General features: G+C 64.6%; 24 protein-coding genes. 12 read left to right on the top strand and 12 right to left on the bottom strand.

All coding sequences use genetic code 11. The annotated features are described in order from the left end of the window. Positions 1-39: 39 nt before the first annotated feature. Positions 40-1296, top strand: coding sequence for a branched-chain amino acid ABC transporter substrate-binding protein (locus KTQ42_RS11920; RefSeq protein ID WP_217345693.1), 1257 nt, complete (start codon positions 40-42; stop codon positions 1294-1296). A 64-nt stretch (positions 1297-1360) separates the two neighbouring features. Here KTQ42_RS11920 and KTQ42_RS11915 read toward each other — a convergent pair whose 3' ends face one another. Further along, positions 1361-1573, bottom strand: coding sequence for a hypothetical protein (locus tag KTQ42_RS11915; RefSeq protein WP_217345692.1), 213 nt, complete (start codon positions 1571-1573; stop codon positions 1361-1363). A 196-nt stretch (positions 1574-1769) separates the two neighbouring features. Between KTQ42_RS11915 and KTQ42_RS11910 the strand changes: the two genes are divergently transcribed. Then, the gene (locus KTQ42_RS11910; protein WP_217345691.1) at positions 1770-2369 is read left to right on the top strand and encodes a DUF938 domain-containing protein; all 600 of its coding nucleotides are present in this window, start codon (positions 1770-1772) and stop codon (positions 2367-2369) included. A gap of 2 nt (positions 2370-2371) precedes the next feature. Here KTQ42_RS11910 and KTQ42_RS11905 read toward each other — a convergent pair whose 3' ends face one another. Then, positions 2372-3574, bottom strand: coding sequence for a CocE/NonD family hydrolase (locus KTQ42_RS11905; RefSeq protein WP_249222735.1), 1203 nt, complete (start codon positions 3572-3574; stop codon positions 2372-2374). 112 nt (positions 3575-3686) lie between these two features. Beyond that, complete coding sequence (locus tag KTQ42_RS11900; RefSeq protein WP_217345690.1) at positions 3687-3977, bottom strand: hypothetical protein; 291 nt, start codon at positions 3975-3977, stop codon at positions 3687-3689. Between the two features lie 288 nt (positions 3978-4265). Here KTQ42_RS11900 and KTQ42_RS11895 point away from each other — a divergent pair, with 288 nt between their 5' ends. Further along, positions 4266-4478, top strand: a complete 213-nt coding sequence (locus KTQ42_RS11895; RefSeq protein ID WP_217345689.1) for a hypothetical protein — start codon at positions 4266-4268, stop codon at positions 4476-4478. Between the two features lie 348 nt (positions 4479-4826). Here KTQ42_RS11895 and KTQ42_RS11890 read toward each other — a convergent pair whose 3' ends face one another. After that, positions 4827-5993, bottom strand: coding sequence for a mandelate racemase/muconate lactonizing enzyme family protein (locus tag KTQ42_RS11890; protein WP_217345688.1), 1167 nt, complete (start codon positions 5991-5993; stop codon positions 4827-4829). A gap of 161 nt (positions 5994-6154) precedes the next feature. Here KTQ42_RS11890 and KTQ42_RS11885 point away from each other — a divergent pair, with 161 nt between their 5' ends. The 4 genes from KTQ42_RS11885 to KTQ42_RS11870 all read left to right on the top strand — a co-directional run bounded on the left by KTQ42_RS11885 (position 6155) and on the right by KTQ42_RS11870 (position 9468). Further along, positions 6155-7063, top strand: a complete 909-nt coding sequence (locus KTQ42_RS11885; protein WP_217346930.1) for a LysR family transcriptional regulator — start codon at positions 6155-6157, stop codon at positions 7061-7063. 147 nt (positions 7064-7210) lie between these two features. Beyond that, entirely contained in the window at positions 7211-8431 is a 1221-nt protein-coding gene (locus KTQ42_RS11880; protein WP_349292141.1) for a nitronate monooxygenase family protein, read from the top strand. Then, positions 8370-8804 (top strand): universal stress protein, encoded by a 435-nt coding sequence (locus KTQ42_RS11875; RefSeq protein ID WP_249222733.1) that lies wholly within the window; start codon positions 8370-8372, stop codon positions 8802-8804. The genes KTQ42_RS11880 and KTQ42_RS11875 overlap by 62 nt, the downstream gene beginning before the upstream one ends. A gap of 10 nt (positions 8805-8814) precedes the next feature. Beyond that, positions 8815-9468 (top strand): hemerythrin domain-containing protein, encoded by a 654-nt coding sequence (locus tag KTQ42_RS11870; RefSeq protein ID WP_217345686.1) that lies wholly within the window; start codon positions 8815-8817, stop codon positions 9466-9468. Between the two features lie 60 nt (positions 9469-9528). On the opposite strand, the gene KTQ42_RS11865 is transcribed toward KTQ42_RS11870, so the two are convergent. Further along, a complete protein-coding gene (locus KTQ42_RS11865; protein ID WP_217345685.1) occupies positions 9529-10368 on the bottom strand; it encodes a universal stress protein in 840 nt (279 codons plus the stop codon). Between the two features lie 154 nt (positions 10369-10522). Between KTQ42_RS11865 and KTQ42_RS11860 the strand changes: the two genes are divergently transcribed. Then, positions 10523-13228 (top strand): bifunctional acetate--CoA ligase family protein/GNAT family N-acetyltransferase, encoded by a 2706-nt coding sequence (locus KTQ42_RS11860; protein ID WP_217345684.1) that lies wholly within the window; start codon positions 10523-10525, stop codon positions 13226-13228. Between the two features lie 53 nt (positions 13229-13281). On the opposite strand, the gene KTQ42_RS11855 is transcribed toward KTQ42_RS11860, so the two are convergent. From KTQ42_RS11855 to KTQ42_RS11845, 3 genes are read right to left on the bottom strand one after another with little or no spacing between them, the layout of a single operon-like run. Then, a complete protein-coding gene (locus KTQ42_RS11855; protein ID WP_217345683.1) occupies positions 13282-14508 on the bottom strand; it encodes an osmoprotectant NAGGN system M42 family peptidase in 1227 nt (408 codons plus the stop codon). Positions 14509-14514: 6 nt separating this feature from the next. Continuing rightward, positions 14515-16233: an N-acetylglutaminylglutamine synthetase gene (gene ngg / locus KTQ42_RS11850; protein ID WP_217345682.1), complete on the bottom strand. Its 1719-nt coding sequence runs from the start codon at positions 16231-16233 to the stop codon at positions 14515-14517. 35 nt (positions 16234-16268) lie between these two features. Further along, the gene (locus tag KTQ42_RS11845; RefSeq protein ID WP_217345681.1) at positions 16269-18050 is read right to left on the bottom strand and encodes an N-acetylglutaminylglutamine amidotransferase; all 1782 of its coding nucleotides are present in this window, start codon (positions 18048-18050) and stop codon (positions 16269-16271) included. Positions 18051-18531: 481 nt separating this feature from the next. On the opposite strand from KTQ42_RS11845, the gene KTQ42_RS11840 reads away from it, so the two are divergent. The 4 genes from KTQ42_RS11840 to KTQ42_RS11825 all read left to right on the top strand — a co-directional run bounded on the left by KTQ42_RS11840 (position 18532) and on the right by KTQ42_RS11825 (position 21615). Continuing rightward, positions 18532-19722 (top strand): ribonucleotide-diphosphate reductase subunit beta, encoded by a 1191-nt coding sequence (locus tag KTQ42_RS11840; RefSeq protein WP_217345680.1) that lies wholly within the window; start codon positions 18532-18534, stop codon positions 19720-19722. A 174-nt stretch (positions 19723-19896) separates the two neighbouring features. Continuing rightward, positions 19897-20079, top strand: coding sequence for a hypothetical protein (locus tag KTQ42_RS11835; RefSeq protein ID WP_217345679.1), 183 nt, complete (start codon positions 19897-19899; stop codon positions 20077-20079). A 110-nt stretch (positions 20080-20189) separates the two neighbouring features. After that, on the top strand, positions 20190-20972 hold the full coding sequence (locus KTQ42_RS11830; RefSeq protein ID WP_217345678.1) for a histone H1-like DNA-binding protein: 783 nt from the start codon (positions 20190-20192) through the stop codon (positions 20970-20972). A 97-nt stretch (positions 20973-21069) separates the two neighbouring features. Then, a complete protein-coding gene (locus tag KTQ42_RS11825) occupies positions 21070-21615 on the top strand; it encodes a YggT family protein (protein ID WP_217345677.1) in 546 nt (181 codons plus the stop codon). An 18-nt stretch (positions 21616-21633) separates the two neighbouring features. Here KTQ42_RS11825 and KTQ42_RS11820 read toward each other — a convergent pair whose 3' ends face one another. Genes KTQ42_RS11820 through prmA form a run of 4 tightly spaced genes read right to left on the bottom strand, consistent with a single transcriptional unit; the run spans position 21634 to position 24998 of the window. Next, positions 21634-21924, bottom strand: coding sequence for a hypothetical protein (locus tag KTQ42_RS11820; RefSeq protein WP_217345676.1), 291 nt, complete (start codon positions 21922-21924; stop codon positions 21634-21636). Between the two features lie 24 nt (positions 21925-21948). Next, positions 21949-22881 (bottom strand): carbohydrate kinase family protein, encoded by a 933-nt coding sequence (locus KTQ42_RS11815; RefSeq protein ID WP_217345675.1) that lies wholly within the window; start codon positions 22879-22881, stop codon positions 21949-21951. Between the two features lie 30 nt (positions 22882-22911). Continuing rightward, positions 22912-24075 (bottom strand): DUF3426 domain-containing protein, encoded by a 1164-nt coding sequence (locus KTQ42_RS11810; protein WP_217345674.1) that lies wholly within the window; start codon positions 24073-24075, stop codon positions 22912-22914. Beyond that, entirely contained in the window at positions 24075-24998 is a 924-nt protein-coding gene (gene prmA / locus KTQ42_RS11805; protein WP_217345673.1) for a 50S ribosomal protein L11 methyltransferase, read from the bottom strand. Before prmA ends, KTQ42_RS11810 begins: the two co-directional genes overlap by 1 nt. Positions 24999-25128: the final 130 nt, after the last annotated feature.

Genomic DNA, 25128 nt, shown 5'->3' with positions numbered 1-25128 from the left:
ATGCAGCCGCATCACGCTTCATCTCAGGAGACAAGAACAATGGCATTTCCCACCCGCCCGCTTGCGTGCGCGCTTTCCGTCGCCGCTGCCTTTACCGCACCCTTCGCCGTCCAGACCGCCAGCGCCGAGACCGTCAAGGTCGCCGTCATCGATGCCTTTTCCGGCCCGATGTCGCCCATTTCCAGCAATATCCTGAACAGCTTCCAGCTCATCGCCGACAAGGCCAACAAGGAAAAATGGGCTGGCGAGCATACCCTGCAGTTCACTGCCTTCGACAACAAGCTGAGCCCGCAGGAATCGCTGTCGCAATTGAAGAGCGCGATCGATCAGGGTTATCGCTATATCGCGCAGGGCAATGGCTCGGCGGTGGCGCTGGCGCTGGTGGATGCGGTCAACAAGCACAATGAGCGCAACCCGGGCAAGGAAGTCGTGTTCCTGAACTATTCCGCGATCGACCCCGACCTGACCAACAGCAAGTGCAGCTTCTGGCACTTCCGCTTCGACGCCAATTCCGACATGAAGATGGAAGGCCTGACCAGCTACATGGCCAAGGACCAGAGCATCAAGAAGGTCTACATCATTGGCCAGAACTATTCCTTCGGCCACCAGGTCACCCGCGCCGCGAAGGATTACCTGAAGCGCAAGCGTCCGGATATCCAGATCGTCGGCGACGACCTGCATCCGATCGCCCAGGTCAAGGACTTCTCGCCCTATATCGCCAAGATCAAGGCGTCCGGCGCCGACACCGTCGTGACCGGCAACTGGGGTGCGGATCTAGCGCTCCTGATCAAGGCGGCCAAGGACGCCGACCTGAAGGCGAATTTCTATACCTACTACGCCGCCACCAGCGGCGTGCCGACGGCCATGGGCGCTGCCGGCGCCGACCGCGTCAAGCAGGTTTCGTACTGGAACGTCAACAATGACGGCTTCATGGGCGCCGATATCGCCGACGCCTTCAAGCAGAAGTTCAACGATGACTTCTATGTGATGGATACCTATACCGTGGTGTCGATGCTGTCGAAGGCGATCAAGGACGGCAAGTCGACCGACCCGGTGAAGGTGGCCTTCGCGATGGAAGGCATGAAGGTCAAGAGCCTGAATGGCGAGGTCGAGATGCGCAAGACCGACCATCAGGTGCAGCAGCCGCTGATCGTGGCCACCTGGGTGAAGACCAATGGCAAGGACGTCAAGTACGACCAGGAGAACACTGGCTACGGCTGGCGCACCGACCAGAAGATCGATACCTATGTGGCAGCGCAGCCGAGTTCCTGCCAGATGAAGCGTCCGGGAGCGTAAGCCGGGCCGCGCCTGAGGCGGCGCGGCTTAGTGCCGTGCCTGGCGCTGCATTAGTAGCGCAGCATCAATGCAGCGTCAGTGCGCCCTCGACCGGCGCCGCCGGCCAGCACGACGGCTCGTCCGCATCCTGGCCGGCCTGGGCCGCATAGCGCTCCTCCGCCTTGGCCATGCGCACGATGGAGGCGAGCGCCTCCACATACAGGTCGCGGTACTTGCGGTCGCCAAGCCGGGAAAAGGCTTCGGCAAAGGTCAGGATGGCTTCGTCAGTGCTGTTCATGGGCTTCCTCGGCTTGGTCGGTGATCTGCCGCCTGGCGGCAATATGGGCAATGCATGTCCAGACGAAATAATTAAAGCATTTATAGCGCCGGCCGCACGTAGGAAAACACCGGCAATTCATGTAGGAAGCACCCGCGTATGTTGCATCGCATTGGATGACAAACGCTGCGGGAACCGCTCTTAACACCTTGTCCAGATGATCAGCAAGCCATTTTCCCCTGCCAGCGCCCGCAACCGCGAACCGATTCTTGCTGCATTGCGCGATCTGCTGCGCGGCTGCCATACCGTGCTGGAAATCGGCAGCGGCACCGGCCAGCATGCGGTGCATTTCGGCGCCGCCATGCCGCATCTGCTGTGGCAGACCAGCGACCTCGCAGCCAACCATGCCGCCATCCGGGCCTGGCTGGACGGTGCGGCGCTGCCCAATGTGCTGCTGCCGCTGCTGCTCGACGCCGCATCGGACGACTGGCCAGCCGGCCCGTTCGACGCGGTCTATACCGCCAACACCTGCCACATCATGTCGTGGCCCGAGGTCCAAGGCATGTTCCGCGGCATCGGCCGGGTGCTGGCGCCTGGCGGCATGCTCTGCATCTACGGCCCGTTCAAGCGGGACGGCCGGTTCACCACGCCCAGCAATGCCCAGTTCGATGCCAGCCTGCGTGCGCAGGCGCCGCACATGGGCCTGCGCAACCTGGAAGACGTCGACGACCTAGCGCGCGCGCAGGGCCTCACGCGGGTAGCCGACCTGGCGCTGCCGGCCAACAATGACCTGCTGGCCTGGCAACGCGCCGCCTGACATCAGCGACCGCGCAGCGACGCGGTCAGCCCCGGATCCACCGTTTCCCGACGCTCGCCGCCAGCCACATTGGCCGGCACCGCTGCATCGTTATTCCAGACCACATAATCATCCACCGCATACAGCCTGCATGGCTGCTGGCTGTTGGCCTGGCATGCCTTGAGCACCCGGCCGGCCGGATCTTCGCCTTCCTCGGCCCAGCTCCATGCGCCGCTGGCCGAGACGGCGAAGGCGCGCGGCGTCGCCTTGGCCAGGAAGGCGCGATAGGCTTCACGGCCGCGCTCGCGCAGGAAGGGAACGGAATCGATGTCGCCCACGGCGGCGAAGTCGGTGCGCGGAATCGGCGCATCTTCGGCGATCGCCACCACTTCCTCGGTCGGCATGCCCAGCCGCTGCAAAAAGCCGCGCGCCTGCGGCCACCACACCGCGAAGCCGTCGCGGCTGCCGACCATGCTGTGGGCGTCGTTCTTGAAGGCGCCGTAGGCAACCAGCTGCGCCTGGCCGCCGCCGGCGACATAGGCCTGATGCAGCCGGCCGGCCAGTTCATGATTGAAGTAGCTGTCATTGGCGCCATAGAACCACAGGCTGGGCAGGGTGCTGCGGCTGCCGTAGGCGGCAAAGGCCTCGACCAGCGCCGTTTTCCACTGGCAGTCGCCGCCATCGGCCCGCAGGCCGCCGGCGAAATTGATCAGGCCGCGCACGCCGGGCAGGCTGCCGGCGCCGGCCGCCAGGGTTGCCAGGCCGCCATAGGACTGGCCCGCCACCAGGATGCGATTGCCATCGATCCAGTCCTGGCTGCGCGCATAGGCGATGGCGGCGCGCAGATCCATCGCCTGCAGGTAGCCATTGCCGGTCATGTTGCAGCCGTAATCCATGTAGTCGCCGCTGGAGCGGGAAAAGCCGGTGCGCATCGGCACCATCACTGCATAGCCGCGCCGGACGAATTCGCGGCTCATGTAATAGAAGCGGTCGCGCGGCTGCAGCCGCGGGTCGCCCGGCTGCTTGCCATGGTTCATCACCAGCAGCGGGAAGGGGCCGGCGCCAGGCGGGCGGAAGACCGTGGTTTCCAGCGTCGTGCCATTGGCTGTGGGCACCATCACCACCTGTTCGTTCAGCCGGACGTCGAGCGCGGTCGCATGGGCATGCATGAACGCGCCGACGGCAAGACATGCGGACAACGCGAAACGGACAAGGCGGGCAAGCATTGCAGCACTCCTGAACGGTTACTGGAAGCAAGAATCCATTCTAGAAATCAAGTTTCCGCAACTCAATACCGCAATGACAATTTCAGGAAAAAAATTCTGTGATGCAATTTTATTAATGCGCTTTTGGCGAGCCGACCAAGGCTGCATTGAGGGACTTGCCCTGCATGCAGTTGATGGCGTGAGCCACTGCCGACTCCCGGCAGGCCGATTCGCTGTCCATGCGGCGCGCAATCAGCATGCCCTGACGCATCGGGTTGACGGTGTACCAGCTGTAGGCGTCGTAGGATGGCTGGGACTCGATCAGGTGGCTGTTGAACAGCACCAGTGCAAGCAGGGTCAGACAGGCAACGCCACCCATCAGAAAACGGGCGCGTCGTTCCAGGCGGAAGAGGAGATTGGTCATAGCAATTCCTGGTGGCAACTGACTTATGGTGCCATAAATTGCTTGCGGGTATGAAATTGGAATAGCCGTTCGAAGTGGGTTGTTGTTTTTCGGAAAAAGATGGGGGGATATTTACAATTGTCTGATGCGGACTGCGCACTGTGAGAGTGCGGTGGCGGATGGCTTAAGGAGTGAGGTGAATATTGCTGTTGCAACAGCTTGTCTTGATAAGACTGAACTTTCCCGCTATATATTCACTTAAAGAACATATGATCGATTATCGATCATTTCTTTGAAAAGGGAGGGGCCATGAATCATCCTAATGATGGCTTTAAGATAGATGACATGAATTTGGAAACTGTCAACGCAGCGGGTGCAATCAGTGATTTGGTAGCGTTTGGCTATGGATTTATCGGCGTGGCAGCTGCGCCTTTGCATGCGACATTTTCTGAAATTTTCAAGCCCGGTTCTTTTGGGCAAGTTATCAAGGATTATTATTCGGGAAAATTTATGCCCAAGTAAGCGCATACGAGGTTGAACGCAGCAAAATGTACTCCGTATCCTGGGTGAAGCGCAGCGCAATCCGGCCCATCCATCGATGAAGCCGGCAGCTGTGCTAGCGAGACGGAAAATGCAGGGTTTGGGAATCGGCCTGGAAAGCCCGGGAGGCATCTGTTGCATAACGGGTGCAATCCCGGGTTACGCTGCGCTTCACCCAGGCTACGCTTGCTGCCGTCATGACGATGCCGTGGAATGCCCCTTCGGGGTATTCCCTCTACAATTCAATCCAGCCTCGCTTGAAGGGGCATCGGTGCATCCACGAATGCCACAGCCAGGCTTTCGGGAGCCTGGCTGCTACGCCAGCCTGCTTCAGGCGCTCAGTTCCCGCATCACGCTGATCAGGTTGGACTTCCCCTCAAAGCCGATGCCAGGCAGGTCAGGCATGACAATGCGGCTGTCCTTCACCTCGACGCCGTCCGGGAAACCGCCGAAGGGCTGGAACAGGTCCGGGTAGGATTCATTGCCGCCCAGGCCCAGGCCGGCTGCGATGTTGAGCGACATCTGGTGGCCGCCGTGCGGGATGCAGCGGCTGGGCGACCAGCCGTGCTCGCGCAGCATGTCCAGCGTGCGCAGGTATTCCACCAGTCCGTAGGACAAGGCACAGTCGAACTGCAGCCAGTCGCGGTCGGCGCGCATGCCGCCGTAGCGAATCAGGTTGCGCGCATCCTGCATCGAGAACAGGTTCTCGCCGGTGGCCATCGGATTCTTGTAGTAGCTGCGCAGGATGGACTGCAGTTCATAGTCCAGCGGGTCGCCGGCTTCCTCGTACCAGAACAGGTTGTACTGGCCAAGCGCCTTGGCATAGGCGATGGCGGTGTCCATGTCGAAGCGGCCGTTGGCGTCGACGCACAGCCGCTGGCCATCCTTCAGTACCGACAGCACCGCCTCGATGCGGCGCTGGTCCTCGGCCAGGCTGTCGCCGCCGATCTTCATCTTCACCACGCTGTAGCCGCGGTCGATATAGCTGCGCATCTCATTCTGCAGCGCCTCCAGGCCCTTGCCCGGATAGTAATAGCCACCGGCGGCATAGACGAATACGTCACGGTTGGGCTTGCCATCGCCATAACGGTCGGCCAGCAACTGGAACAGCGGCTTGTTGGCGATCTTGGCGACCGCGTCCCAGATCGCCATGTCCATGGTGCCGATCGCCACCGAGCGCTCGCCATGGCCGCCCGGCTTTTCATTGGTGTACATGCAGTTCCAGATCCTGTGCGGATCGAGATTGTCGCCCTCGTCGTTGATCAGCGAGGCCGGGTCGGCTTCCATGATGCGCGGGATGAAGCGCTCGCGCATCAGCATGCCCTGGCCATAGCGGCCGTTGGAGTTGAAGCCATAGCCGACCACCGGCTTGCCGTCGCGGATGACATCGGTGATCACGGCCACCAGCGACAGCGTCATTTTGGAAAAGTCGATATAGGCATTGCGGATGGGCGAGCTGATCGGCAGGGTTTTCTCGCGGATTTCTACGATTCTCATGATGGTTTCCGGCAGGGTTGAACGTGGCCGCAGCATAGCCTGCGGCAGCTATCTCATTATTTACCATCATTCATTCCATTATTCACCGTGGGTGAAAGATGGCATCGCCGTCGACGCCTGCTGCACAAGGCCTGGCGCAGGGTTTATGATTCGCCTCCATGATCAAAACCGACGCCATCTCGGAAATGGCCTTCTTCGCCGCGCTGGCCAGAAAGGGTAGCCTGTCGGCAGCCGCGCGCGAACTCGACATCACGCCGCCGGCCGCCACCAAGCGGCTGGCCCAGATGGAACAGCGGCTCGGCGTGCGGCTGCTCAACCGCACCACCCGGCGCTTCAGCCTGACCAGCGAGGGCGAGCTCTATCTCGAGCAGGCGCAGCGCATCCTGGCCGACATCCGCGACATGGAAGATGCCGTCAGCAGCCACCGGGCCGAGCCGCGCGGCCTGCTGCGGGTCAATGCCACGCTGGGGTTCGGGCGCACCACCATCGCGCCGCTGGTATCGGCGTTTGCCCGCAGCTATCCGGACATCGAGTTGCAGCTGCAACTGACCGACCGCCCGATCGACCTGGTGGAAGAGGCCTTCGATCTCGGCATCCGCTTCGGCGCGCTGCCCGACACCCGGCTGTCGGCCCGCCGCATCCTTGCCAACAAGCGTTTCCTGTGCGCGTCGCCCAGCTACCTGAAGCGTGCCGGCACGCCAGAAACGCCTGAGGACCTGGCCCGGCACAGCTGCATCCTGCACCGCCAGAACAACGATCCCGGCAACCTCTGGCGGCTTGGCCGCGGCAGGCGCGAGCAGCTGGTGAAGGTGCGCGGCGCGCTGTCGAGCAATGACGGCGACGTGGTGCTGGGCTGGGCGCTCGACGGCCATGGCATCTTGCTGCGCTCGGAATGGGACCTGGCGAAATACCTGGCTTCGGGCCGGCTGCGCTTGGTGCTGCCGGACCATGCGCCGGCGCCGGCGGACCTGTATGTGTTCTATCCGAGCCGGCGCCAGCTGCCGGCCAAGGTGCGGGTGTTCATCGATTTCCTGATCGCGCATTTCAACGAAGGCGAAGGCATGGCCTGACTGCCAGACCGTTGAAGCAAGGTGCCAATGGACGATAGGCACGGTCCTGGCACGCCGCACCGTCCGGGCAATTTTGACCCATGTCAATTTTCTAAACTGCACCGTTTGCTACAGTCGGCCGGTCTTCAATGTTCCAGGAATCCCGCCGTGTCGCACACCGATCTGCCTTCCCTCGTCATCCGAAACAAGACCCTGCTGCCCGTGGTGCAGGGCGGCATGGGCGTGGGTATTTCCGCGCATCGCCTGGCTGGCACGGTGGCGGGGCTGGGCGGGCTGGGCACCATCTCCAGCGTCGACCTGCGCCGCCATCATGCCGACCTGATGGCGCAGACCGGCCGCTCGCGCGACAAGGCGGCGATCGATGCCGCCAATCTGGTGGCATTGGACCGCGAGATCCGCGCGGCGCTGGCGCTGGCCGGCGGTCGCGGCATGATCGCGGTGAACGTGATGCGGGCCGTGGCCGAGTATGCGTCCTATGTGCGCCAGGCCTGCGAGAGCGGCACCCAGGCCATCGTGGTGGGCGCAGGCCTGCCGCTGGACCTGCCGGAACTGACCACCGACTTTCCCGATGTCGCGCTGATCCCGATCCTGTCGGATGCGCGCGGCATTGCGCTGTTGCTGAAGAAATGGATGCGCCGCCAGCGCCTGCCGGATGCGATCGTGATCGAGAACCCGCGCTTTGCCGCCGGCCACCTCGGCGCGCCGCGCATTGCCGACATCGACGCGCCGCAATTCGCCTTCCCCACGGTGCTGGAAGGCACCCTGGCGCTGCTGCGCGAACTGGGCCTGGAATCGGAGCGCATTCCGCTGATCGTCGCCGGCGGCATCCACAGCCACGAGCAGGTACGCGCGCTGATGGCAATGGGCGCCAATGGCGTGCAACTCGGCACGCCATTTGCCGTGAGCGAAGAGGGCGATGCCCATCCCGAATTCAAGCGCGTGCTGGCCGAGGCCAGGCCGGAAGATATCGTCACCTTCATGAGCGCGGCCGGACTGCCGGCGCGCGCGGTCAAAACGCCTTGGCTGGAAGGCTATCTGATGAAGGAGGAAAAGCTGCAGCGCCGCGCCCATGCGCGCGACTGCATCGCCGCCTTCGATTGCCTGCACCAGTGCGGGCTGCGCGACGGCAATCCCAAGGCGGGCCAGTTCTGCATCGATACGCGGCTGGCCTATGCATTGAAAGGCGATGTGCAGCGCGGGCTGTTCTTCCGTGGATCGGAAAGCCTGCCATTCGGCGCGGCAATCAGGCCGGTGCACCAGTTGGTCCACTATCTGTTGACTGGCGAGAAGCCGGCGGGGGAGAACGATGATGTTTTCGAAGATACTGGTGGCCAGCGACGGCTCGCCGCTGTCGGCGAAGGCGGCTGACGCGGCGATTGCGTTCGCGCGCGAGTCGGGCGCGCAACTGATCGTGCTGTCGGTGGCGGTGATGTATCCCCTGCTGCCCGAGGCCGGCGCCATGGTCGACCTCAATGCTTTCGAGGAAGCGGCGCGGGCGGAGGCACAGGCGCTGATCGAGCCGGTTGCGGCAGCCGCGGCGCAAGGGAATGTGCGCTGTGAACTGGTGGTGCGTTATGCACCCGACCCCTGGCGGGAAATCATCGCGCTGGCCGAGGAGCGCGGCTGCGACTGCATCTGGATGGCCTCGCACGGCCGGCGCGGCCTTGACCGGCTGCTGCTGGGCAGCGAGACCCAGCGCGTGCTGGCCCACACCAACATCCCCGTGATGGTTTACCGGTAAGGAGCGCGCCATGACAATGACTGACACCACCGCGCACATCGACCAGCATGGCCCTGCCGCTGCGCCGGCCCCGACGGGCAAGCAGCCGCTGGCGCTGCGCATCGTTCGGGAAGAGCATGAGCGGCTGGCAGCCGTGGTCCATGGCATGCGCCATCTGGCGCGGGCCATGGAGGAACAGGGCCTGCGGCCGGACCTGAAGGTGCTGCGCGCCATGCTGCTGTATATCAGCGAATACCCCGAACGCCTGCATCATCCCAAGGAAGACCGCTTCCTGTTCGGGCCGCTGCGCGAACATACCCATCTGCATGACGCGATGCTGGTGGAACTGGAAGTGCAGCATGCGCAGGGCGAGGCCATGGTGCGCAGGCTGGCGCATGCGCTGGCCCGGCATGAATTCGGCGGGCCGGCGGAACTGGCGTACTTCGTGCAGCAGGTAAAGCGCTATGCCGATTTCTATTCCCGCCATATGCGGCTGGAAGAGGAGGTGATCTTTCCGGCGCTGCGCGAGCACCTGACCGAACGGGAATGGCTGGAGGCGGGCGAGGTATTTGCCAGCAACCGCGATCCGCTGGCCGGCATCGACCTGAAACAGGACTTCGAACGGCTCTACACCATCATCGTCACCATCACGCCGGCCCCGTGGGGATTGGGCCCGGCGCTGTGATGGATGAATGAAGCGAATGCGCCGCGCCGCCTTGGCGGACGCAGCGCTGTGGTTGCAGTATCAGTGCGACATCAGTACCGGCAGCGTCATCGATTCCAGCACCGTGCGCGTGGCGCCGCCCAGCAGCACTTCGCGAAAACGCGAATGCACATAGCAGCCCATCACCAGCAGGTCGGCATTCGCATCGGCCGCCAGCGACAGCAGCGCATTGCCGCTGTCCTGCTCGGTGGTTTCCTGCAGCACATCCACCTTCACGCCGTGGCGCGCCAGATAAAGCGCCAGGTCGGCGCCCGGCTGCTCGCCATGCACATTGACCTGGCGCTCGGCATTGAACACCACCACCTTGACCTCCTGCGCCTGGCGCAGCATCGGCATGGCGCCGTTGATGGCGCGGCCGGCTTCCATGCTGCCATCCCAGGCCAGCAGCACCTTGCGGCCGACATGCGGGAACTCGCCGGCGTAGGGCACCAGCAGCACCGGACGGCCGGCGTTCATCACCACATATTCGGGGAAGTCGCTCATGATGCCCGGCAGCGATTCGCCGCTGTCGGTCTGACTCATCACCACCAGGTCGGCATAGCGCGCTTCCAGGCTGAGGCCGCCGGCCGGCTCGTCGTCGACCAGGCGTTTTTCCCAGGACAGCACGCCCATGCTGCGCACCGTCTCCTCGAACTGTGCCAGCGCCTGCTCGGCCTCTTTGCGAAGATAGTCGAGATGGGTGACCAGGACCGGCTCATGCTGATTGACCGCGTCGCCTTCCAGCAGATAGCGCGAGATGCCGGTCATGGCCACGCCGGTCAGGTGGGCATTGTCGCGCAGTGCGAGCTCGGCGGCGATGCGGAGTCGCTGCGGCGCATGCCTGGACCGGTCGACATGCACTACGATGGTCTTGTAGCTCATCACAATCTCCTTGTTGGAATTTTGGAAAGGTTTGCATGTCTAGCCTAAGATTGCCCGGCCCGACAGTCCACTATCCTGAGGCTGTGCCGCGCCATGTTTCCGCGGCGTTTGACCCAGGTCAAAATGTTCCGATACCCCTCTTGTGGAGCGTTTCATGAGCACACGCAACCTGCAATACCTGTTCGAACCGAAGTCGGTCGCGGTGATCGGCGCGTCGGCCCGGCCCCACAGCGTGGGCGCCACCGTGCTGGCCAATCTGCTGGCTGGTGGCTTCCGCGGCGAGCTGTATGCAGTCAATCCGAAATACGATGAACTTGCCGGCAGGCCGGTGTACCGCGACGTGGCCGCGCTGCCGGCTGCCCCCGACCTGGCAGTGATCTGCACGCCGCCGCATACGGTGCCGGACCTGATCGCGCAGCTGGGCGCGCGCGGCACCCGCGCCGCCATCGTGCTGACCGCCGGCCTCGGCAGCGCCGTGGACCGGCATGGCGTGACATTGAAGCAGCGCATGCTGGATGCGGCGCGCACCTCGCTGCTGCGCATCCTCGGCCCCAATTGCGTGGGCATGCTGGTGCCTGGCATCGGCCTTAACGCCAGCTTTGCGCATATCGGCGCGCGCCCCGGCAAGCTGGCCTTCGTGTCGCAGTCGGGCGCATTGGTGACGGGCGTGCTGGACTGGGCCGGCAGCCGCGGCATCGGCTTCTCGCGCTTCGTGTCGCTGGGCGAAGCGGCCGACATCGACTTCGGCGACCTGCTCGACTACCTGGCCGGCGACAGCGCCACCCGCGCCATCCTGCTCTATATAGAAGACATCCGCGATGCCCGCAAATTCATGTCGGCGGCGCGGGCGGCCGCGCGCAGCAAGCCGGTGCTGGTGATCAAGGCCGGCCGCGCCGCCGAAGGCGCGCGGGCGGCGGCCTCGCATACCGGCGCCATGGCGGGATCGGACGATGTCTACGATGCCGCGATACGCCGGGCCGGCATGCTGCGGGTGTATTCCACCGAAGACCTGTTCTCGGCGGTGGAAACGCTGGGGCGGGCGCGGCCGCTGGTGGGCGAACGGCTGTGCATCCTGACCAATGGCGGCGGCCCGGGCGTGATGGCGACCGATGCCCTGATCGCCGATGGCGGCAAGCTGGCCACGCTGGCGCCGCAGACCCTGGAAGCGCTGGACGCGGTGCTGCCGCTGACCTGGTCGCATGGCAATCCGGTCGACATCATCGGCGACGCGCCTGCCGAACGCTACCGGCAGGCAGCCGAGATCCTGCTGTCCGATCCGGGCTCGGATGCGCTGCTGTTCATCCATGCGCCGACCGCCATCGTGCCCAGCCTCGACGTGGCTCAGACAGTGGCGCCCCTGCTGGCAAAGAGCGCGCGCAATGTGCTGGCCTGCTGGCTGGGCGGCGACGCTCTCGCGGCGGCGCGCCAGGTCTTTGCCGACCAGGGCATACCGACCTACGACACGCCCGAGGAAGCGGTGCGCGGCTTCATGCAGATCGTGCAGTACCGGCGCAACCAGGAACTGCTGATGCAGGTGCCGCCGTCGCTGCCGCAGGACTTCGGCGCCGACCGCGCCGCCGCCCGCGAACTGGTGCGCGACGTGCTCGCCAGCTGCCGCAGCATGCTGACCGAGCCCGAATCGCATCGCCTGCTGGCCGCCTATGGCATCCCGGTGGTGGCCACCCGCACTGCAGCCAGCGCAGAGGAAGCGGCGGCGGCGGCCAGCGAGATCGGCTTTCCCGTGGCGCTGAAGATCCTGTCGCCGCAGATCAGCCACAAGTCGGATGTGGGCGGCGTGGTACTGGACCTGGAGGACGCGCCGGCGGTGCTGGCCGCCGCCACCGCGATGCAGCGGCGCCTGCGCGAGCTGCTGCCCGATGCCACGCTGTCGGGCTTCACCGTCCAGGCCATGGCGCGCCGGCCGCGCGCGCACGAACTGATCGTCGGCGTTGCCACCGATCCCGTGTTTGGCCCGGTGCTGCTGTTCGGCCAGGGCGGCATTGCCGTGGAAGTGACTGCCGACCATGCAATGGAGCTGCCGCCCTTGAACATGCCGCTGGCGCAGGCGATGGTGGCGCGCACCCGGGTTGCCAAACTGCTGCGCGGCTATCGCAACCAGGCGCCGGCCGACATCGACGCCATCTGCCTGACGCTGGTGAAGCTATCGCATCTGGTGACCGATATCCCGGAAATCGTCGAGCTCGACATCAATCCGCTGCTGGCCGATGCCAACGGCGTGATTGCACTGGATGCCCGCGTCAAGCTGGCGCCGCGTCCGGTCGGCGATGGCCGGGCCAGGCTGGCGATCCGGCCTTATCCGAATGAACTGGAGGAAACCCTGCCATGGCAGGGCGAAACGCTGCTGCTGCGGCCGATCCGGCCCGAGGACGGCGAGGAACACCTGCGCTTCTTCAATGCGCTGGACCCCGAGGATGTGCGCTTTCGGATTTTCTCCCGCATGCGCGAACTGCGGTCTTCTCAGCTTGCCCGCCTGACCCAGATCGACTATGACCGCGAGATGGCCTTTGTCGCCGTGCGCTGGCGTGCCGACGGCAGCCAGGAAACCCTGGGCGTGGCGCGCGCCATTGCCGACCCCGACAACATCAAGGCCGAGTTCGCCATCATCGTGCGCTCCGACATGAAGGGACACGGCCTGGGCATGATGCTGATGCACAAGCTGATCGCCTACTGCAAGAGCCGCGGCACCCGGGAAATGGTCGGCGAGGCGCTGCTGGACAATCGCCCGCTGCTGGACATGGTCAGGAAGCTGGGCTTCGAGGTCCATCCGGCGGTAGGCGATGGCGTGGCGGTATTGCGCCTGCCGCTGCAGCCGCAGCTGCAAACGCAGAAACCGCAGTAGCAGGCAGCGCGGCAGCCGGGATGAGGGCCGTCATCGCCGGCGCCTGAACCGGCCTAGGCGCCGCCTTTTTCCTCGTCCGCCGCGGCCGTCTCGCCAGGGCGCACCAGTTCGTTCGCATCCGGCAGCGGCGTGTCGGCGCGCGCCAGCTGTTCGGCATCGAGCTGATGGGAAAAGCCCTCCACCGAATCCACCCAGCGCTCGCGGTCGCTGGCAATGGTGGGACCGCTCTGGATGTACAGCACCAGCAGTTCGGCCAGATTCACCAGGCCCGACAGATGGGTGCGCTCGTAGCCGTGCGAGGCATCGGCGCCGAAGCACAGCAGGGCAGTGCGCACATCATGGCCGGCATTCACCGCCGCGCTGGCGTCGGAATGGTAGAAGCGGAACACATCGCGGTGGCTGGGGATGTCATGGTCCTCGCACAGCTTCAGCAGGCGCCGCGTCAGGTGGTAGTCATGCGGCCCGGCCGAATCCATCAGCGGGATGGTCACGCCCATTTCATGCGCGCCCTGGCCGGTGGCCACCGGGCCGATGTCCACGCCGATGACTTCGCTGACGTCGCTCTCGATCACGGCGCGCGCGCCGGAGCCGACTTCCTCGGTCAGCGTAAACACCAGGTGGCAGTTCATCGGCACCGTGGCCTTGCTGTCGACCACGGCCTTCAGCGCGGCCAGCACCGCGGCCACGCCGGCCTTGTCGTCCAGGTGGCGCGAGACGATGTAGCCGTTCTCCAGCACTTCCGGCGCGGCGTCGAAGGCAACGAAGTCGCCGACCTGGATGCCGCGCGCCTTTGCCTCCCCGGCCGAGGCAATCGGCGCGTCGATGCGCAGTTCGAGCTGGTCCCAGTTGACCGGCTGGCTGTCGATGGCTTCGTTGTACACATGGCCCGAGGCCATCAGCGGCAGCACCGAGCCGCGCTCGCGGCCGGCATCGGTAAACAGCGTGACGCGGCCGCCCTCGGCCCAGCGGCTGGACCAGGTGCCCACCGGCATCAGCGACAGCCGGCCGCTGGGCTTGATCTCGCGCACCATCGCGCCCAGCGTGTCGAGATGGGCGACGATGGCGCAGGCCGGGTTGGTGCGCCGCCGTTCCGGCAGGTTGCGGCGCAGGATGGCGCGGATGGTGCCGCGCCGGGTCAGTTCATAAGCCACGCCGAGCGCATCGAGCTTGGCGCCGGTGTAGTGCACGATTTCATCGGTCAGCCCGGTCGGGCTGGGAATGGCCAGCAGTTCCAGCAGCGTGGTCTTCAGGTAGTCGGCATCGATCGGGAGTTTCTGCATAAGGGCTCAGGCGGTATAGGGAAACAGGAGGTCGACGAAGCGCTGCGCGGTCGGTTGCGGTTCGTGGTTGGCAAGGCCGGGACGCTCGTTGGCCTCGATGATCACGTACTCTTCCTGGTCCGGCGCAGGCACCAGGAAGTCCAGGCCAACTACCGGGATGCGCAACGCCCGCGCGGCGCTCTCGGCGGCGGCGCGCAGCGTCGGATGCAGCGCGGCGGTGACATCGTGGATGGTGCCGCCGGTGTGCAGGTTGGCAGTCTTGCGTACCTGCACCCGCTGGCCGTCTTCCGGCACCGAGTCCATCGTCAGGCCCTGTTCGGCCAGGCAGCGCCCGGTCTCCGCATCCATCGGGATGCGGCTTTCACCGCCCGTGGCGGCCGCGCGCCGCGCGCTGTGGCGCTCGATCAGCTGCGCCAGCGTGGACTGGCCGTCGCCGGTGACTTCGGCCGGCCGGCGTATGGCCGCGGCCACGACCTTGTAGCCGATCACGACGATGCGCAGGTCCTGCCCGCTGCAGAATTGCTCCAGCACCACATGGCCGCCTTCCTTCTGCGCCCGCTGCATCGCATTGGCCAGGTCCTCTTCGGTCCGCACGCCCATGCTGATGCCCTTGCCCTGTTCGCCCATCGCCGGCTTGACCACGATCTCGCCATGCTCGCGCAGGAAGGCGGCGTCGGCCTCGGCGTCCCCGGCCACCCGCTGCTGCGGCACCTTGAGGCCGACCGACGCCAGGCGCCGCAGCGTCAGCACCTTGTCCTGGCACCAGGTCATCGCAACGCCCCCGGTCAGCTCGGTCAGGGATTCCCGGCACAGCATTTCATGGCCCACATGCCGCAGCTTGAAGATGCCGGCCTGGGCATCGACGATTTCCACGCCAATGCCGCGCCGGCGCGCTTCGTCGACGATGATGCGGGCATAGGGATTGAGCGCCGACACCTCTGCGGTATCGATGAACAGCCGCTCGTTGATGGAGTTCTTGTGCTTGACCGCAAAGCCGGTGGTCTGCGCAAAGCCCAGCTTCTGGTACAGGCCGATGGCATTCTGGTTGGTATGCAGCACCGACAGGTCGAGGAAGGCGCGGCCGCGGCTGGTGAAGAGATCGATCAGCTGGTTCACCAGCGACGTGCCGACGCCGGCCATGGTGGTTTGCGGGTCGACCACCAGGCACCAGAAGCTGCTGCCGCCTTCCTCGTCGCCGAAGGCTAGCACATGGTCCACGCCCATCACCGAGCCGATCACTTCGCCGGTGCGCTCATCCTCGGCGATCAGGTAGATCAGCGCATCCGATTCGCGCTGCCGCCACACCGTGCGCGGCTCCAGCGGCACCATGCCGCGCATGCTGTAGAGCCGGTTCATTGCGGCAATGTCGGCACGGGTGGTGAGGCGCCGTATCACCACGCCCGGCGCCGTTCCGGCCGCGGGCGCATCGGCGGCCAGCGGTCGCCGGAACATCAGCGACGGATCGAGGAACAGGCTGGCCGGCGCTTCGGCCAGCAGCAATTGCGGCGCCTGCACATACAGCGCAATGTCGCGCTTGCCGGCTTCTTCCTGCATCAGTTCCGAGGCCAGCAGCTTGGTGGATTCGAAGGAGGGCGCATACATCAGGCGGCCCCAGCCGCAATCGAGGATCACATTGGCATGCGGCGCGATGCTGGTTTCGGCATCGGTGGCCAGCGACGGCGGCAAGGTGATGCCGGCGGCGCCTTGTTGCTGCGGAGTGTTCATTTGCTTCTTTCCGTATTCATTGATGGGCAGCTCGGTTACAGGCCATTGGTCTGCAGCCAGGCTTCCAGCAGCGCCAGCTGCCATAGTGTGGAACCGCGCAGCGGCGTGATGGCGCTGTCGGGCGCGGCCAGCATGCGTTCCACCGCATCGCGCCGGAACAGGCCGCGTTCGCGCGCGCGGGGCGAGTCGAGCAGGCCGCGCACATACTCCAGGAAGTCGCCGCGCAGATACTTCAGTGCAGGCACCGGGAAATAGCCCTTGGGCCGGTCGATCACCGCGGCCGGGATCACGCGGCGCGCCGCTTCCTTCAGCACATGCTTGCCGCCTTCGGCGATCTTGTGGCGCGCCGGGATGCGCGCGGCCAGTTCCACCAGTTCATGGTCGAGGAAGGGCACGCGCGCTTCCAGGCCAAAGGCCATGGTCATGTTGTCGACCCGCTTGACCGGGTCGTCGACCAGCATCACCGTGGTGTCGAGCCGCAACGCGCGATCGATCGCGCTGTTCGCGCCGGCCATGGCGAAATGGTCGCGCAGGAAGTCGCCGCTCCAGTCTGGCATGTCGGTACCGGGCTGGAGCAGTCCCAGCAGGTCCTGATGGGTGCGGTCGAAGAACACCTTGCGGTAGGCCGCCACGCCGGCTTCATCGTCATGGATGTCGGCCAGCGGCGGATACCAGTGATAGCCGCCGAACACCTCGTCGGCGCCCTGGCCGCTCTGCACCACGCGGCTGTGTTTGGATACCGCCTGCGACAGCAGGTAGAAAGCCACGCAGTCGTGGCTGACCATGGGCTCGGCCATTGCGGCGATGGCATCCGGCAGCGAGGCCAGCAGATGGTCGGCGGGAATGTGCAGCTTTTCATGCACGGTGCCGTAGTGCTTCGCAATCAGGTCGGAGTAGTAGTACTCGTCGCCGGCCTCCTGGTCCACCGCCTCGAAGCCGATCGAGTAGGTGCGCAGGTCCTTGGTGCCGGCTTCTGCCAGCAGGCCGGTAATCAGGCTGGAGTCCAGGCCGCCCGAGAGCAGCACGCCGACCGGCACGTCGGCTACCAGCCGGCGCCTGACCGACAGGCGCAGCGATTCCAGCACCATGTCGCGCCATTCCCCGAAGCTGCGCTGTTCATCCTCGGCCTTGCCGGGAAAGTCCAGCCGCCACCATGCGGTGGTCTCGCTGCTGCCGTCCGGATGCACCGTCATGTAGGTTGCGGGCGCGAGCTTTCTCACGCCGCGCAGCATGGTCAGCGGCGCCGGCACCACCGCATGCCAGCTCAGGTAATGATGCAGCGCCTGCGTATCCAGCCTGGTATCGATGCCGCCGCCCTTGAGCAGCGCCGGCAGCGTGGAGGCAAAGCGCAACCGGTTCTGGTCCTGCGTGTAGTAGAGCGGCTTGATGCCGAGCCGGTCGCGCGCCAGGTAGGTCTTGCCGCTATCGCGTTCCCACAGGGCAAACGCAAACATGCCGTAGAGCCGGTCCAGCGCCGCCGGACCCCATGCATGCCAGGCCTTGATGATGACTTCCGTGTCGCCGGTGGAGGCGAACTGGTAGCCTTGCGCCTGCAGTTCGGCGCGCAGCTCGTGATGGTTGTAGATGGCACCGTTGAAGACGATGCCCAGGCCGAGCAGATTGTCGATGAAGGGCTGGTGAGCACGCTGGCTCAGATCCATGATGGACAGGCGCCGGTGGCCGAAGCAGCGGCTGCCGAGGCTGAAGATGCCTTCGCCGTCGGGGCCGCGTCGCGCCTGCGACTCCGCCATCCGGACCACCGCTGCGACGTCCGCAAATTGTTGATCGAACCGCAGTTCTCCTGCTATGCCGCACATGACTGTTTCCAATAACTGTGATGATTGACTACGCCGGCGCGCGGGCGCGCCGGCACCTGTTGGATAGAAGTCGCTCGGCCGTTCGGGTTCCATGGGCAGGCCGGATTTCTGGCCTGTATAACGAATGCCTCAAACAGAGGCCATAAAGACGGGCGCCCGCTGCCAGGCAGATGCCGGCAAGCCGCTCCGGTAGGGCCGGAAAGCCACCCGATCAGAGCAGGTGTCCGTTTTTGCAAACACTAGATATGGCGTTTTTTACGCTTCGGGCCCTATCTGTAGTGGTCATTTTTGCCGACTGGTGTAAAATACGTCCACCATTTCGGGGTCGCGATCGCGCCCTTTCCAGCACTGCGGCATGGTGTGGGAAGCGCCGCCGGATGACGGTCCCCGAGGCGGTTGCCAGCGCTTCACGAGGCCCCAAAGAGTGCCGCCCGATGCAGCACGGCGGCTGCAAATCAAAAGACACGTAAAGGACATGACCATGCTTTCCTGGGACGATGAAGTTACCTCCACCTCTACCACCGCGCCAGCGCCGCGCGCAGCCGAGCCGCAGGCACGCCTGCAGGCCGCGGTGCCCGCCGCCCCGTTGAATCAGGACGTGGCATACAACCCCGCGGTGATGGCGCAGCCCGCGGAGGCAGCGCCCAACGCCGAGCGCCGCGTCAATGCTGCCGACAAGCGCATCATCAACGGCCAGACCGATGTCAACCAGCTGGTGCCGTTCAAGTACAAATGGGCCTGGGACAAGTACCTTGCCGGCTGCGCCAATCACTGGATGCCGCAGGAAATCAACATGCAGCGCGACATCGAGCTGTGGAAGAATCCGAACGGCCTGACCGACGACGAGCGTCGCCTGGTCAAGCGCAACCTCGGCTTCTTCGTCACCGCCGATTCGCTGGCCGCCAACAACATCGTGCTGGGCACCTACCGCCACATCACCGCCCCTGAATGCCGCCAGTACCTGCTGCGCCAGGCATTCGAGGAAGCGATCCATACCCATGCCTACCAGTACATCGTGGAGTCGCTGGGCCTGGACGAGGGCGAGATCTTCAACGCCTATCATGAAGTCGCTTCGATCCGCGACAAGGACGAGTTCCTGATCCCCTTCATCGACGTGCTGACCGATCCCGCATTCACGACCGGCACCACCGAGGCGGACCAGAAGCTGCTCAAGTCGCTGATCGTGTTTGCCTGCCTGATGGAAGGCCTGTTCTTCTATGTCGGCTTCACGCAGATCCTTGCGCTGGGCCGTCAGAACAAGATGATGGGCGCGGCCGAGCAGTACCAGTACATCCTGCGCGATGAGTCCATGCACTGCAACTTCGGCATCGACCTGATCAACACCATCAAGATGGAGAATCCTCACCTCTGGACACCCGAGTTCAAGGACGAGATCAAAGCGTTGTTTTTGCAAGCCGTAGAGTTGGAATATCGCTACGCAGAGGATACAATGCCGCGTGGTGTGCTAGGGCTGAATGCACCCATGTTCAAAGGCTACCTCCGCTTCATCGCAAATCGTCGCGCACAGCAAATTGGTCTGGAAGCGATGTTCGCGCAAGAAGAAAATCCGTTCCCCTGGATGAGCGAGATGATCGACCTGAAGAAAGAGCGAAACTTTTTCGAAACAAGGGTCATCGAATACCAGACGGGTGGAGCGCTTAACTGGGATTAAGTTAAAGCGACAAACGACAGCGGTTGGCTTCATCGGCATCAGCATCAGGACGGCATGGCAGTGGGTCCGTCCCCGGGTAGTGATATCGGTGGGATGCATGAAAGCGTGAACCGCTGCCCAAGATGAACTGGAACCAGAAAGACGGTGGGCCAAGAAAGGGTAAAACCGAATTGAATGGACAGTAGAAGATCTGAACGCTCTGACCTGCAAACGCCGCTGCGCCCGATCCTGTCGGGCAAGGCGGCGTTTTCTTCGAAAAACGGTTTGTCCTTTTTGAAACAGTATTCCGACGCCGGCTTTGTGGCCGGCGTTTTTTTTGGCGGTCGCCGCGCGCTTGCGCGCCGCAACCGCCAATGATGGCTGAAGTGCTGCATGAACGAGGAGATGCAGCAGTTCAGCTGGTGCCGAATTCATTAGCGCAAGCGCAGCCTGCTTGTGCCGATGAATAACCCGCCCGGGGCAGCGCGATGCCACGTGCGGGTTCGATCTTTAGCTTGATTTCCTATCACGTGAAGGAGAAACAAATGGCAACAGCAGCAAAGAAAACCGCAGCGAAGAAAAGCGCTGCGAAAAAAGCTGCTACCGGCAAGCCGGTAGCAAAGAAGGCAGCCGCTCCGGCCAGCAAAGCGGTCGCCAAGAAGGCCGTAGCCAAGAAGGCCGTAGCCAAGAAGGCCCCGGCAGCAAAGAAGGCGGTCGCCAAGAAGGCCGTAGCCAAGAAGGCAGTCGCCAAGAAGGCCCCGGCAGCAAAGAAGGCCGTCGCCAAGAAAGCCGTGGCGAAGAAGGCCGTAGCCAAGAAAGCGGTCGCTAAGAAGGCTGTAGCCAAGAAAGCACCGGCAGCGAAGAAGGCCGTCGCCAAGAAGGCAGTCGCCAAGAAGGCAGTCGCCAAGAAGGCGGTCGCTAAAAAGGCCGTCGCCAAGAAGGCCCCGGCAGCCAAGAAGGCCGTCGCCAAGAAAGCCGTCGCCAAGAAGGCCCCGGCTGCCAAAAAGGCCGTCGCCAAGAAAGCGCCAGCCAAGACGGCAGTAGCGAAGAAGGCACCGCAGGCGGCGCCAGCGAAGAAGGCTGCAGCACCGGCCAAGACCGCAGCGCCTAAGAAAGCGGCAGCCCGTAAAAGCGCAGCCACCACGGCAGCCAAGACCGCTGCACCAGCAGCACCAGCAGCAGCGCCCGCCGCACCGGCAACGCCCGCTGTGAAGACCGTGATCAACCCGGCTGCAGCCTGGCCGTTCCCGACCGGCACCAACCGTCCTTAAGACGCTGGCTGCTTGGTCGCCCGCTTAAGTTCGGGCACAATGCCCGCTGCATGACCGCGCGTCATGCAGCGGGTTTTTTATCAGGGGGTACAACGCCGTGCTGTACAGCATTTTTGGTTTGATCGTCGATACCGTCACCGGCATCCTGGGTGCGCTTTTCCTGGTGCGTTTCTGGATGCAGGCAGTGCGGGTGCGCCCGCCCATGGCCTTTGCGCATTTCATGTTCCAGGCAACCGACTGGCTGGTCAAGCCGCTGCGCCGGCTGCTGCCGGGCGTGGGCGGCTATGACTGGGCCTCGCTGATCGGCGCCTTCCTGATGATCATGGTGTCGGTCGCGCTGGACCTGCTGATCGCCGCCAGCGTCACGCCGCAGGCCCTGATCGTGCTGTCGCTGCTGCGGCTGGTGCAGTGGATGCTGTATGGCCTGATGGGCCTCCTGCTGATTGAAGTGATCTTCAGCTGGGTCAATCCGCATGCGCCGCTGGCGCCGCTGGTCAGGGCCATGAACGAGCCCATGATGCGGCCGCTGCGCCGGGTGATACCGCTGATGGGCGGCATCGACCTCAGCCCCATCGTGGCCTTCCTGCTGCTGCGCATTGGGCTGTCGGTCAGCAGCGCGCTGCTGCTGCCGCTGGCTTTCTGAGCTTATAGGGCGGCTGGCTTAATCCAGCCGCTCGATGCGCGCCGTGCCCCGGCTGTGGGTGACCCTGACCTTGTCGCCCACCTTGAACACTTCCGTCGTCATCACTTCTTCCGTGGCAACGCTGCCATTGTCATAGCGCAGCTGCAGGCGGGCGATGGCGTCCGCCGATGGCGGCATCTCCACGCCGATCACCATGGCGTTGCGCACAACCGTGGTTCCCTGCGTCGATGATGTGGAAGGCAGGCCGGGGTCGCCGGCGCAACCCGACATCGCGGCGAGGGCCAGGCTGATGCCCAGTATCTTGCGCATGCTGTTCTCCCTGTCTGTGCGTTCTCAGAAACGGTAACCGAAAGCCTGCTCGAAGCGCTCTTCGATTTCGGCCAGCGACGGCGCATGATTCTGGCCGCCCTGATGGGTGATCTTGATCGCGCCCATCAGGCTGGCGATGCGGCCCGTGGTTTCCCAGTCAAAACCACGCGACAGGCCATGCATCATGCCGGCGCGGAAGGCGTCGCCGCAGCCGGTAGGGTCGACCACCTTCTCGACCGGCACACAGGGTATGTCGATGCGCTTGCCGCCGGTGTGGATTTCAGAGCCGCGCTCGCCGCGGGTCACGACCAGCGCGTCCACCTTGCCGGCGATGTCGGCAAGGGACAGGCCGGTGCGTTCCATCAGCAGCTCGGCCTCGTAGTCGTTGACTGCAACCCAGGTGGCAAGTTCAATGAAGCGGGTGAGTTCGGCGCCGTCGAACATCGGCAGGCCCTGGCCCGGATCGAAGATGAAGGGCACGTTCAGGTCGGCGCACTGCTGCGCATGCTGCAGCATGCCGTCGCGGCCATCGGGCGCAATGATGGCGAGCTTGACGGCGCCGGCGTCGGCAACCTTGTTCTCGAAGGACACTGACATCGCGCCCGGATGGAAGGCGGTGATCTGGTTGCTGCCGGCATCGGTGGTGATGAAGGCCTGCGCGGTATAGGCATCGTCTATCGTGCGGATGCAGCGACGCGAGATATCCAGCTGGTCCAGCCGTTCATGATAGGCGCCGCCGTCCTGGCCTATGGTGGCCATGATCAGCGGATCGCCGCCCAGAAGCTTCAGGTTATAGGCAATGTTGCCGGCGCAGCCGCCAAACTCGCGGCGCATGCTGGGCACTAGGAAGGCCACATTGATCTTGTGCAGCTGATCGGCCAGCAGGGCTTCGGAAAAGCGGCCGCCGAAGGCCATGATGGTATCGAAGGCAAGCGAGCCGCAGATGAGGGCAGTCATGGAGAGTCCGTTTTGGATAAAGGGTGAGGATCAGGGATAGAACAGGTAGACGCGAAAACCGGCGGCCTTGACCTGCGTGAGATTGAATACCAGCCGTGCCGGCTGCTCGGAATTGGGTGCAAAGCCTTCTGCGGGATCCTGGCCGGCGGGCAGGTAGTCGCGCGGTGCGATTACCCGGCGCGCCACCGCGGCCTCGTTGGCGTCGTTCAGGGTCAGCTCGATGTGCGGCCATTGCTGGCGGGTAGCGCTGCGGTTGCGCAAGAGGGCCAGCAGGGTGAAGGTGTCGGTGTTGCCGGGCAGGGCCTGCAGCTCGCTCGATTCGATGGTCACCATCTCGATATGCGCTGGCAGGCCGACCGTGCAGCCGGCAAGGCGGCACAGGCCGGCCAGCATGGTGGAGGCCGCGGGCGACGCGGCTGCCAGCTGCACCCGGAAGTGGTACACGATCTGAAAGAGCAGCAGCAGCGCCAGAAAGACCGATCCGGCCAGCAGGCCCAGCCGGGTACTGCGTGCCAGGCGTTGCTGGCGACGGGCGCGCATCACGAAGTCCGGCTCCGCCGAGTCGAGCGCGTCGATTGCATCTTCATCGGGGCGGGCACGCTTGCCGCTCATGCCGCGCCACGGCTTGCTCTTCAGGTCGTCGATCACGCGTCCAAGGTCGTCGCCGCTGTCGGCGGCGCGTGTACTTGTGCCTGTGCCTGCCTCGGCCGGCTCCGCAGCCGGCGCGGCAGCCATGCGCGGCAATGAAAACGCGGGCTGGGCAGGGGGCTGTGGCGCGCCGGGCGGCGGCGTCGTGTCGGGCCTCCCGGTCTCTTCATCGAAATGGGAGAAGTCCATCAGCGTCATGCGCAGCAGCGGATCGGGCGATGGCTGCTCGGTGGCCGGAGTATCGGCTGCGGGCGGCATGGCGGGCGCGGCGGGCGTCGCTGGCGTGTTGAGCGGCGGTTGCGCCGTCGCAGCCGAAGTAGCGGCGGCAGTAGTCGAGGCAGCCGGCGCGGCCGGCGAACCTGCTTCCGCCTGCGGCGCAGTGGCAGGTGCCGACGGCTCCATCGGCCGCAGCAGGTGTTCGGTGCCGTTGAAGATTTCCTTGCAGGCGCCGCAGCGCACCAGGCCGCCACGCAGCTTGAGCTGGTCCTGGACGACCCGGAACGTGGTCCGGCAGTGCGGGCAGCGTGTTGCCAGCACCATTGCCATTACCGGCCGCCGTCGGCCTTGGCGGCACCTGCAAGCGCCACCCAGCCTTCACGTTCGGCCCAGACGCTCAGCGCAATATAGGGCGCATAGGCATCGATGACTTCCTGCGCCTGGCGCGCCAGCACGCCCGACAATACCAGGGCGCCGCCTGGCCTGACCCGGCCGGCCAGCATCGGCGCCATCAGCTTCAGCGGGCTTGACAGGATGTTGGCCACTACCACGTCGTAGCGTGTCTGCGCTTCGGTGGCGCCGAACTGGTCGGGCAGGTAATAGGCAATGTCGCAGTGGTTGCGCTGCGCATTGAAGTTGGCCGATTCGATCGCCTGCGGGTCAATGTCCACACCGGCCACTGGCGTTGCGCCAAGTTTCGCGGCCACCATGGCCAGGATGCCGGAGCCGCAGCCATAGTCGAGCACAGACAGGCCGCGCGGCGGATGGGATTCCAGCCATTCCATGCATAGCCGGGTAGTGGGATGGCTGCCGGTGCCGAAGGCCAGGCCAGGGTCCAGTTCCAGCACCAGCGCATCCGGATCGGGCGCGTCATGCCAGCTCGGCACCACCCAGATGTTCCTGCCGATATGGATGGGCTCGAACTGCGATTGCGTCAGCCGCACCCAATCCTGGTCCGCCACCGTGCGCAGCTCATGCCGTACCTCGCCGGCGGACAGGCCCAGCGCCGCCAGCGCGTCGCCGATGATGGCGTTGTGGTCGGCATCGGCATCGGCCAGCGCCACCACGCGGCTGCGTTCCCAGCCCGGCTGGGTCGGCTCCATGCCGGGTTCGCCAAACACCGGCTGCTCGGCATCGGTGCCGGCATCGGCATCTTCCACCGACACCGACAGCGCGCCGGCTTCCATCAGCGCGTCCGACAGCAGTTCGGCCTGGTGCAGGGGTACTTCGATCACGATTTCGGTCCAGCTCATGAGAATTCCGTCGGTTTGGATGGAGGGTGTCCGGCCTGGCCGCTATATATAACAGCTTTGTTCAGGATGGGAAGCGCAATCGTAGCGCGCAATCGGCAATGGGCAATGGGCAATCACGAATGCAAGCGGG

Origin of the sequence: Noviherbaspirillum sp. L7-7A, assembly GCF_019052805.1 — a bacterium.
Classification (GTDB): Bacteria; Pseudomonadota; Gammaproteobacteria; order Burkholderiales; family Burkholderiaceae_D; genus Noviherbaspirillum_A.
Note: the sequence above shows the minus strand (reverse complement) of the source record. Positions and strands in the feature narration are given on the sequence as shown.

What these genes read in the sequence shown, in the direction of transcription:
- prmA (WP_217345673.1), bottom strand. Translation starts at nt 24,998, where the DNA reads ATGAGCTGGACCGAAATCGTGATCGAAGTACCCCTGCACCAGGCCGAA.
- KTQ42_RS11895 (WP_217345689.1), top strand. Translation starts at nt 4,266, where the DNA reads ATGAATCATCCTAATGATGGCTTTAAGATAGATGACATGAATTTGGAA.
- KTQ42_RS11865 (WP_217345685.1), bottom strand. Translation starts at nt 10,368, where the DNA reads ATGAGCTACAAGACCATCGTAGTGCATGTCGACCGGTCCAGGCATGCG.
- KTQ42_RS11845 (WP_217345681.1), bottom strand. Translation starts at nt 18,050, where the DNA reads ATGTGCGGCATAGCAGGAGAACTGCGGTTCGATCAACAATTTGCGGAC.
- KTQ42_RS11835 (WP_217345679.1), top strand. Translation starts at nt 19,897, where the DNA reads ATGGACAGTAGAAGATCTGAACGCTCTGACCTGCAAACGCCGCTGCGC.
- KTQ42_RS11905 (WP_249222735.1), bottom strand. Translation starts at nt 3,574, where the DNA reads ATGCTTGCCCGCCTTGTCCGTTTCGCGTTGTCCGCATGTCTTGCCGTC.
- KTQ42_RS11920 (WP_217345693.1), top strand. Translation starts at nt 40, where the DNA reads ATGGCATTTCCCACCCGCCCGCTTGCGTGCGCGCTTTCCGTCGCCGCT.
- KTQ42_RS11840 (WP_217345680.1), top strand. Translation starts at nt 18,532, where the DNA reads ATGCTTTCCTGGGACGATGAAGTTACCTCCACCTCTACCACCGCGCCA.
- KTQ42_RS11820 (WP_217345676.1), bottom strand. Translation starts at nt 21,924, where the DNA reads ATGCGCAAGATACTGGGCATCAGCCTGGCCCTCGCCGCGATGTCGGGT.
- KTQ42_RS11855 (WP_217345683.1), bottom strand. Translation starts at nt 14,508, where the DNA reads ATGCAGAAACTCCCGATCGATGCCGACTACCTGAAGACCACGCTGCTG.
- ngg (WP_217345682.1), bottom strand. Translation starts at nt 16,233, where the DNA reads ATGAACACTCCGCAGCAACAAGGCGCCGCCGGCATCACCTTGCCGCCG.
- KTQ42_RS11900 (WP_217345690.1), bottom strand. Translation starts at nt 3,977, where the DNA reads ATGACCAATCTCCTCTTCCGCCTGGAACGACGCGCCCGTTTTCTGATG.
- KTQ42_RS11915 (WP_217345692.1), bottom strand. Translation starts at nt 1,573, where the DNA reads ATGAACAGCACTGACGAAGCCATCCTGACCTTTGCCGAAGCCTTTTCC.
- KTQ42_RS11910 (WP_217345691.1), top strand. Translation starts at nt 1,770, where the DNA reads ATGATCAGCAAGCCATTTTCCCCTGCCAGCGCCCGCAACCGCGAACCG.
- KTQ42_RS11810 (WP_217345674.1), bottom strand. Translation starts at nt 24,075, where the DNA reads ATGGCAATGGTGCTGGCAACACGCTGCCCGCACTGCCGGACCACGTTC.
- KTQ42_RS11890 (WP_217345688.1), bottom strand. Translation starts at nt 5,993, where the DNA reads ATGAGAATCGTAGAAATCCGCGAGAAAACCCTGCCGATCAGCTCGCCC.
- KTQ42_RS11875 (WP_249222733.1), top strand. Translation starts at nt 8,370, where the DNA reads ATGATGTTTTCGAAGATACTGGTGGCCAGCGACGGCTCGCCGCTGTCG.
- KTQ42_RS11830 (WP_217345678.1), top strand. Translation starts at nt 20,190, where the DNA reads ATGCCACGTGCGGGTTCGATCTTTAGCTTGATTTCCTATCACGTGAAG.
- KTQ42_RS11815 (WP_217345675.1), bottom strand. Translation starts at nt 22,881, where the DNA reads ATGACTGCCCTCATCTGCGGCTCGCTTGCCTTCGATACCATCATGGCC.
- KTQ42_RS11860 (WP_217345684.1), top strand. Translation starts at nt 10,523, where the DNA reads ATGAGCACACGCAACCTGCAATACCTGTTCGAACCGAAGTCGGTCGCG.
- KTQ42_RS11870 (WP_217345686.1), top strand. Translation starts at nt 8,815, where the DNA reads ATGACAATGACTGACACCACCGCGCACATCGACCAGCATGGCCCTGCC.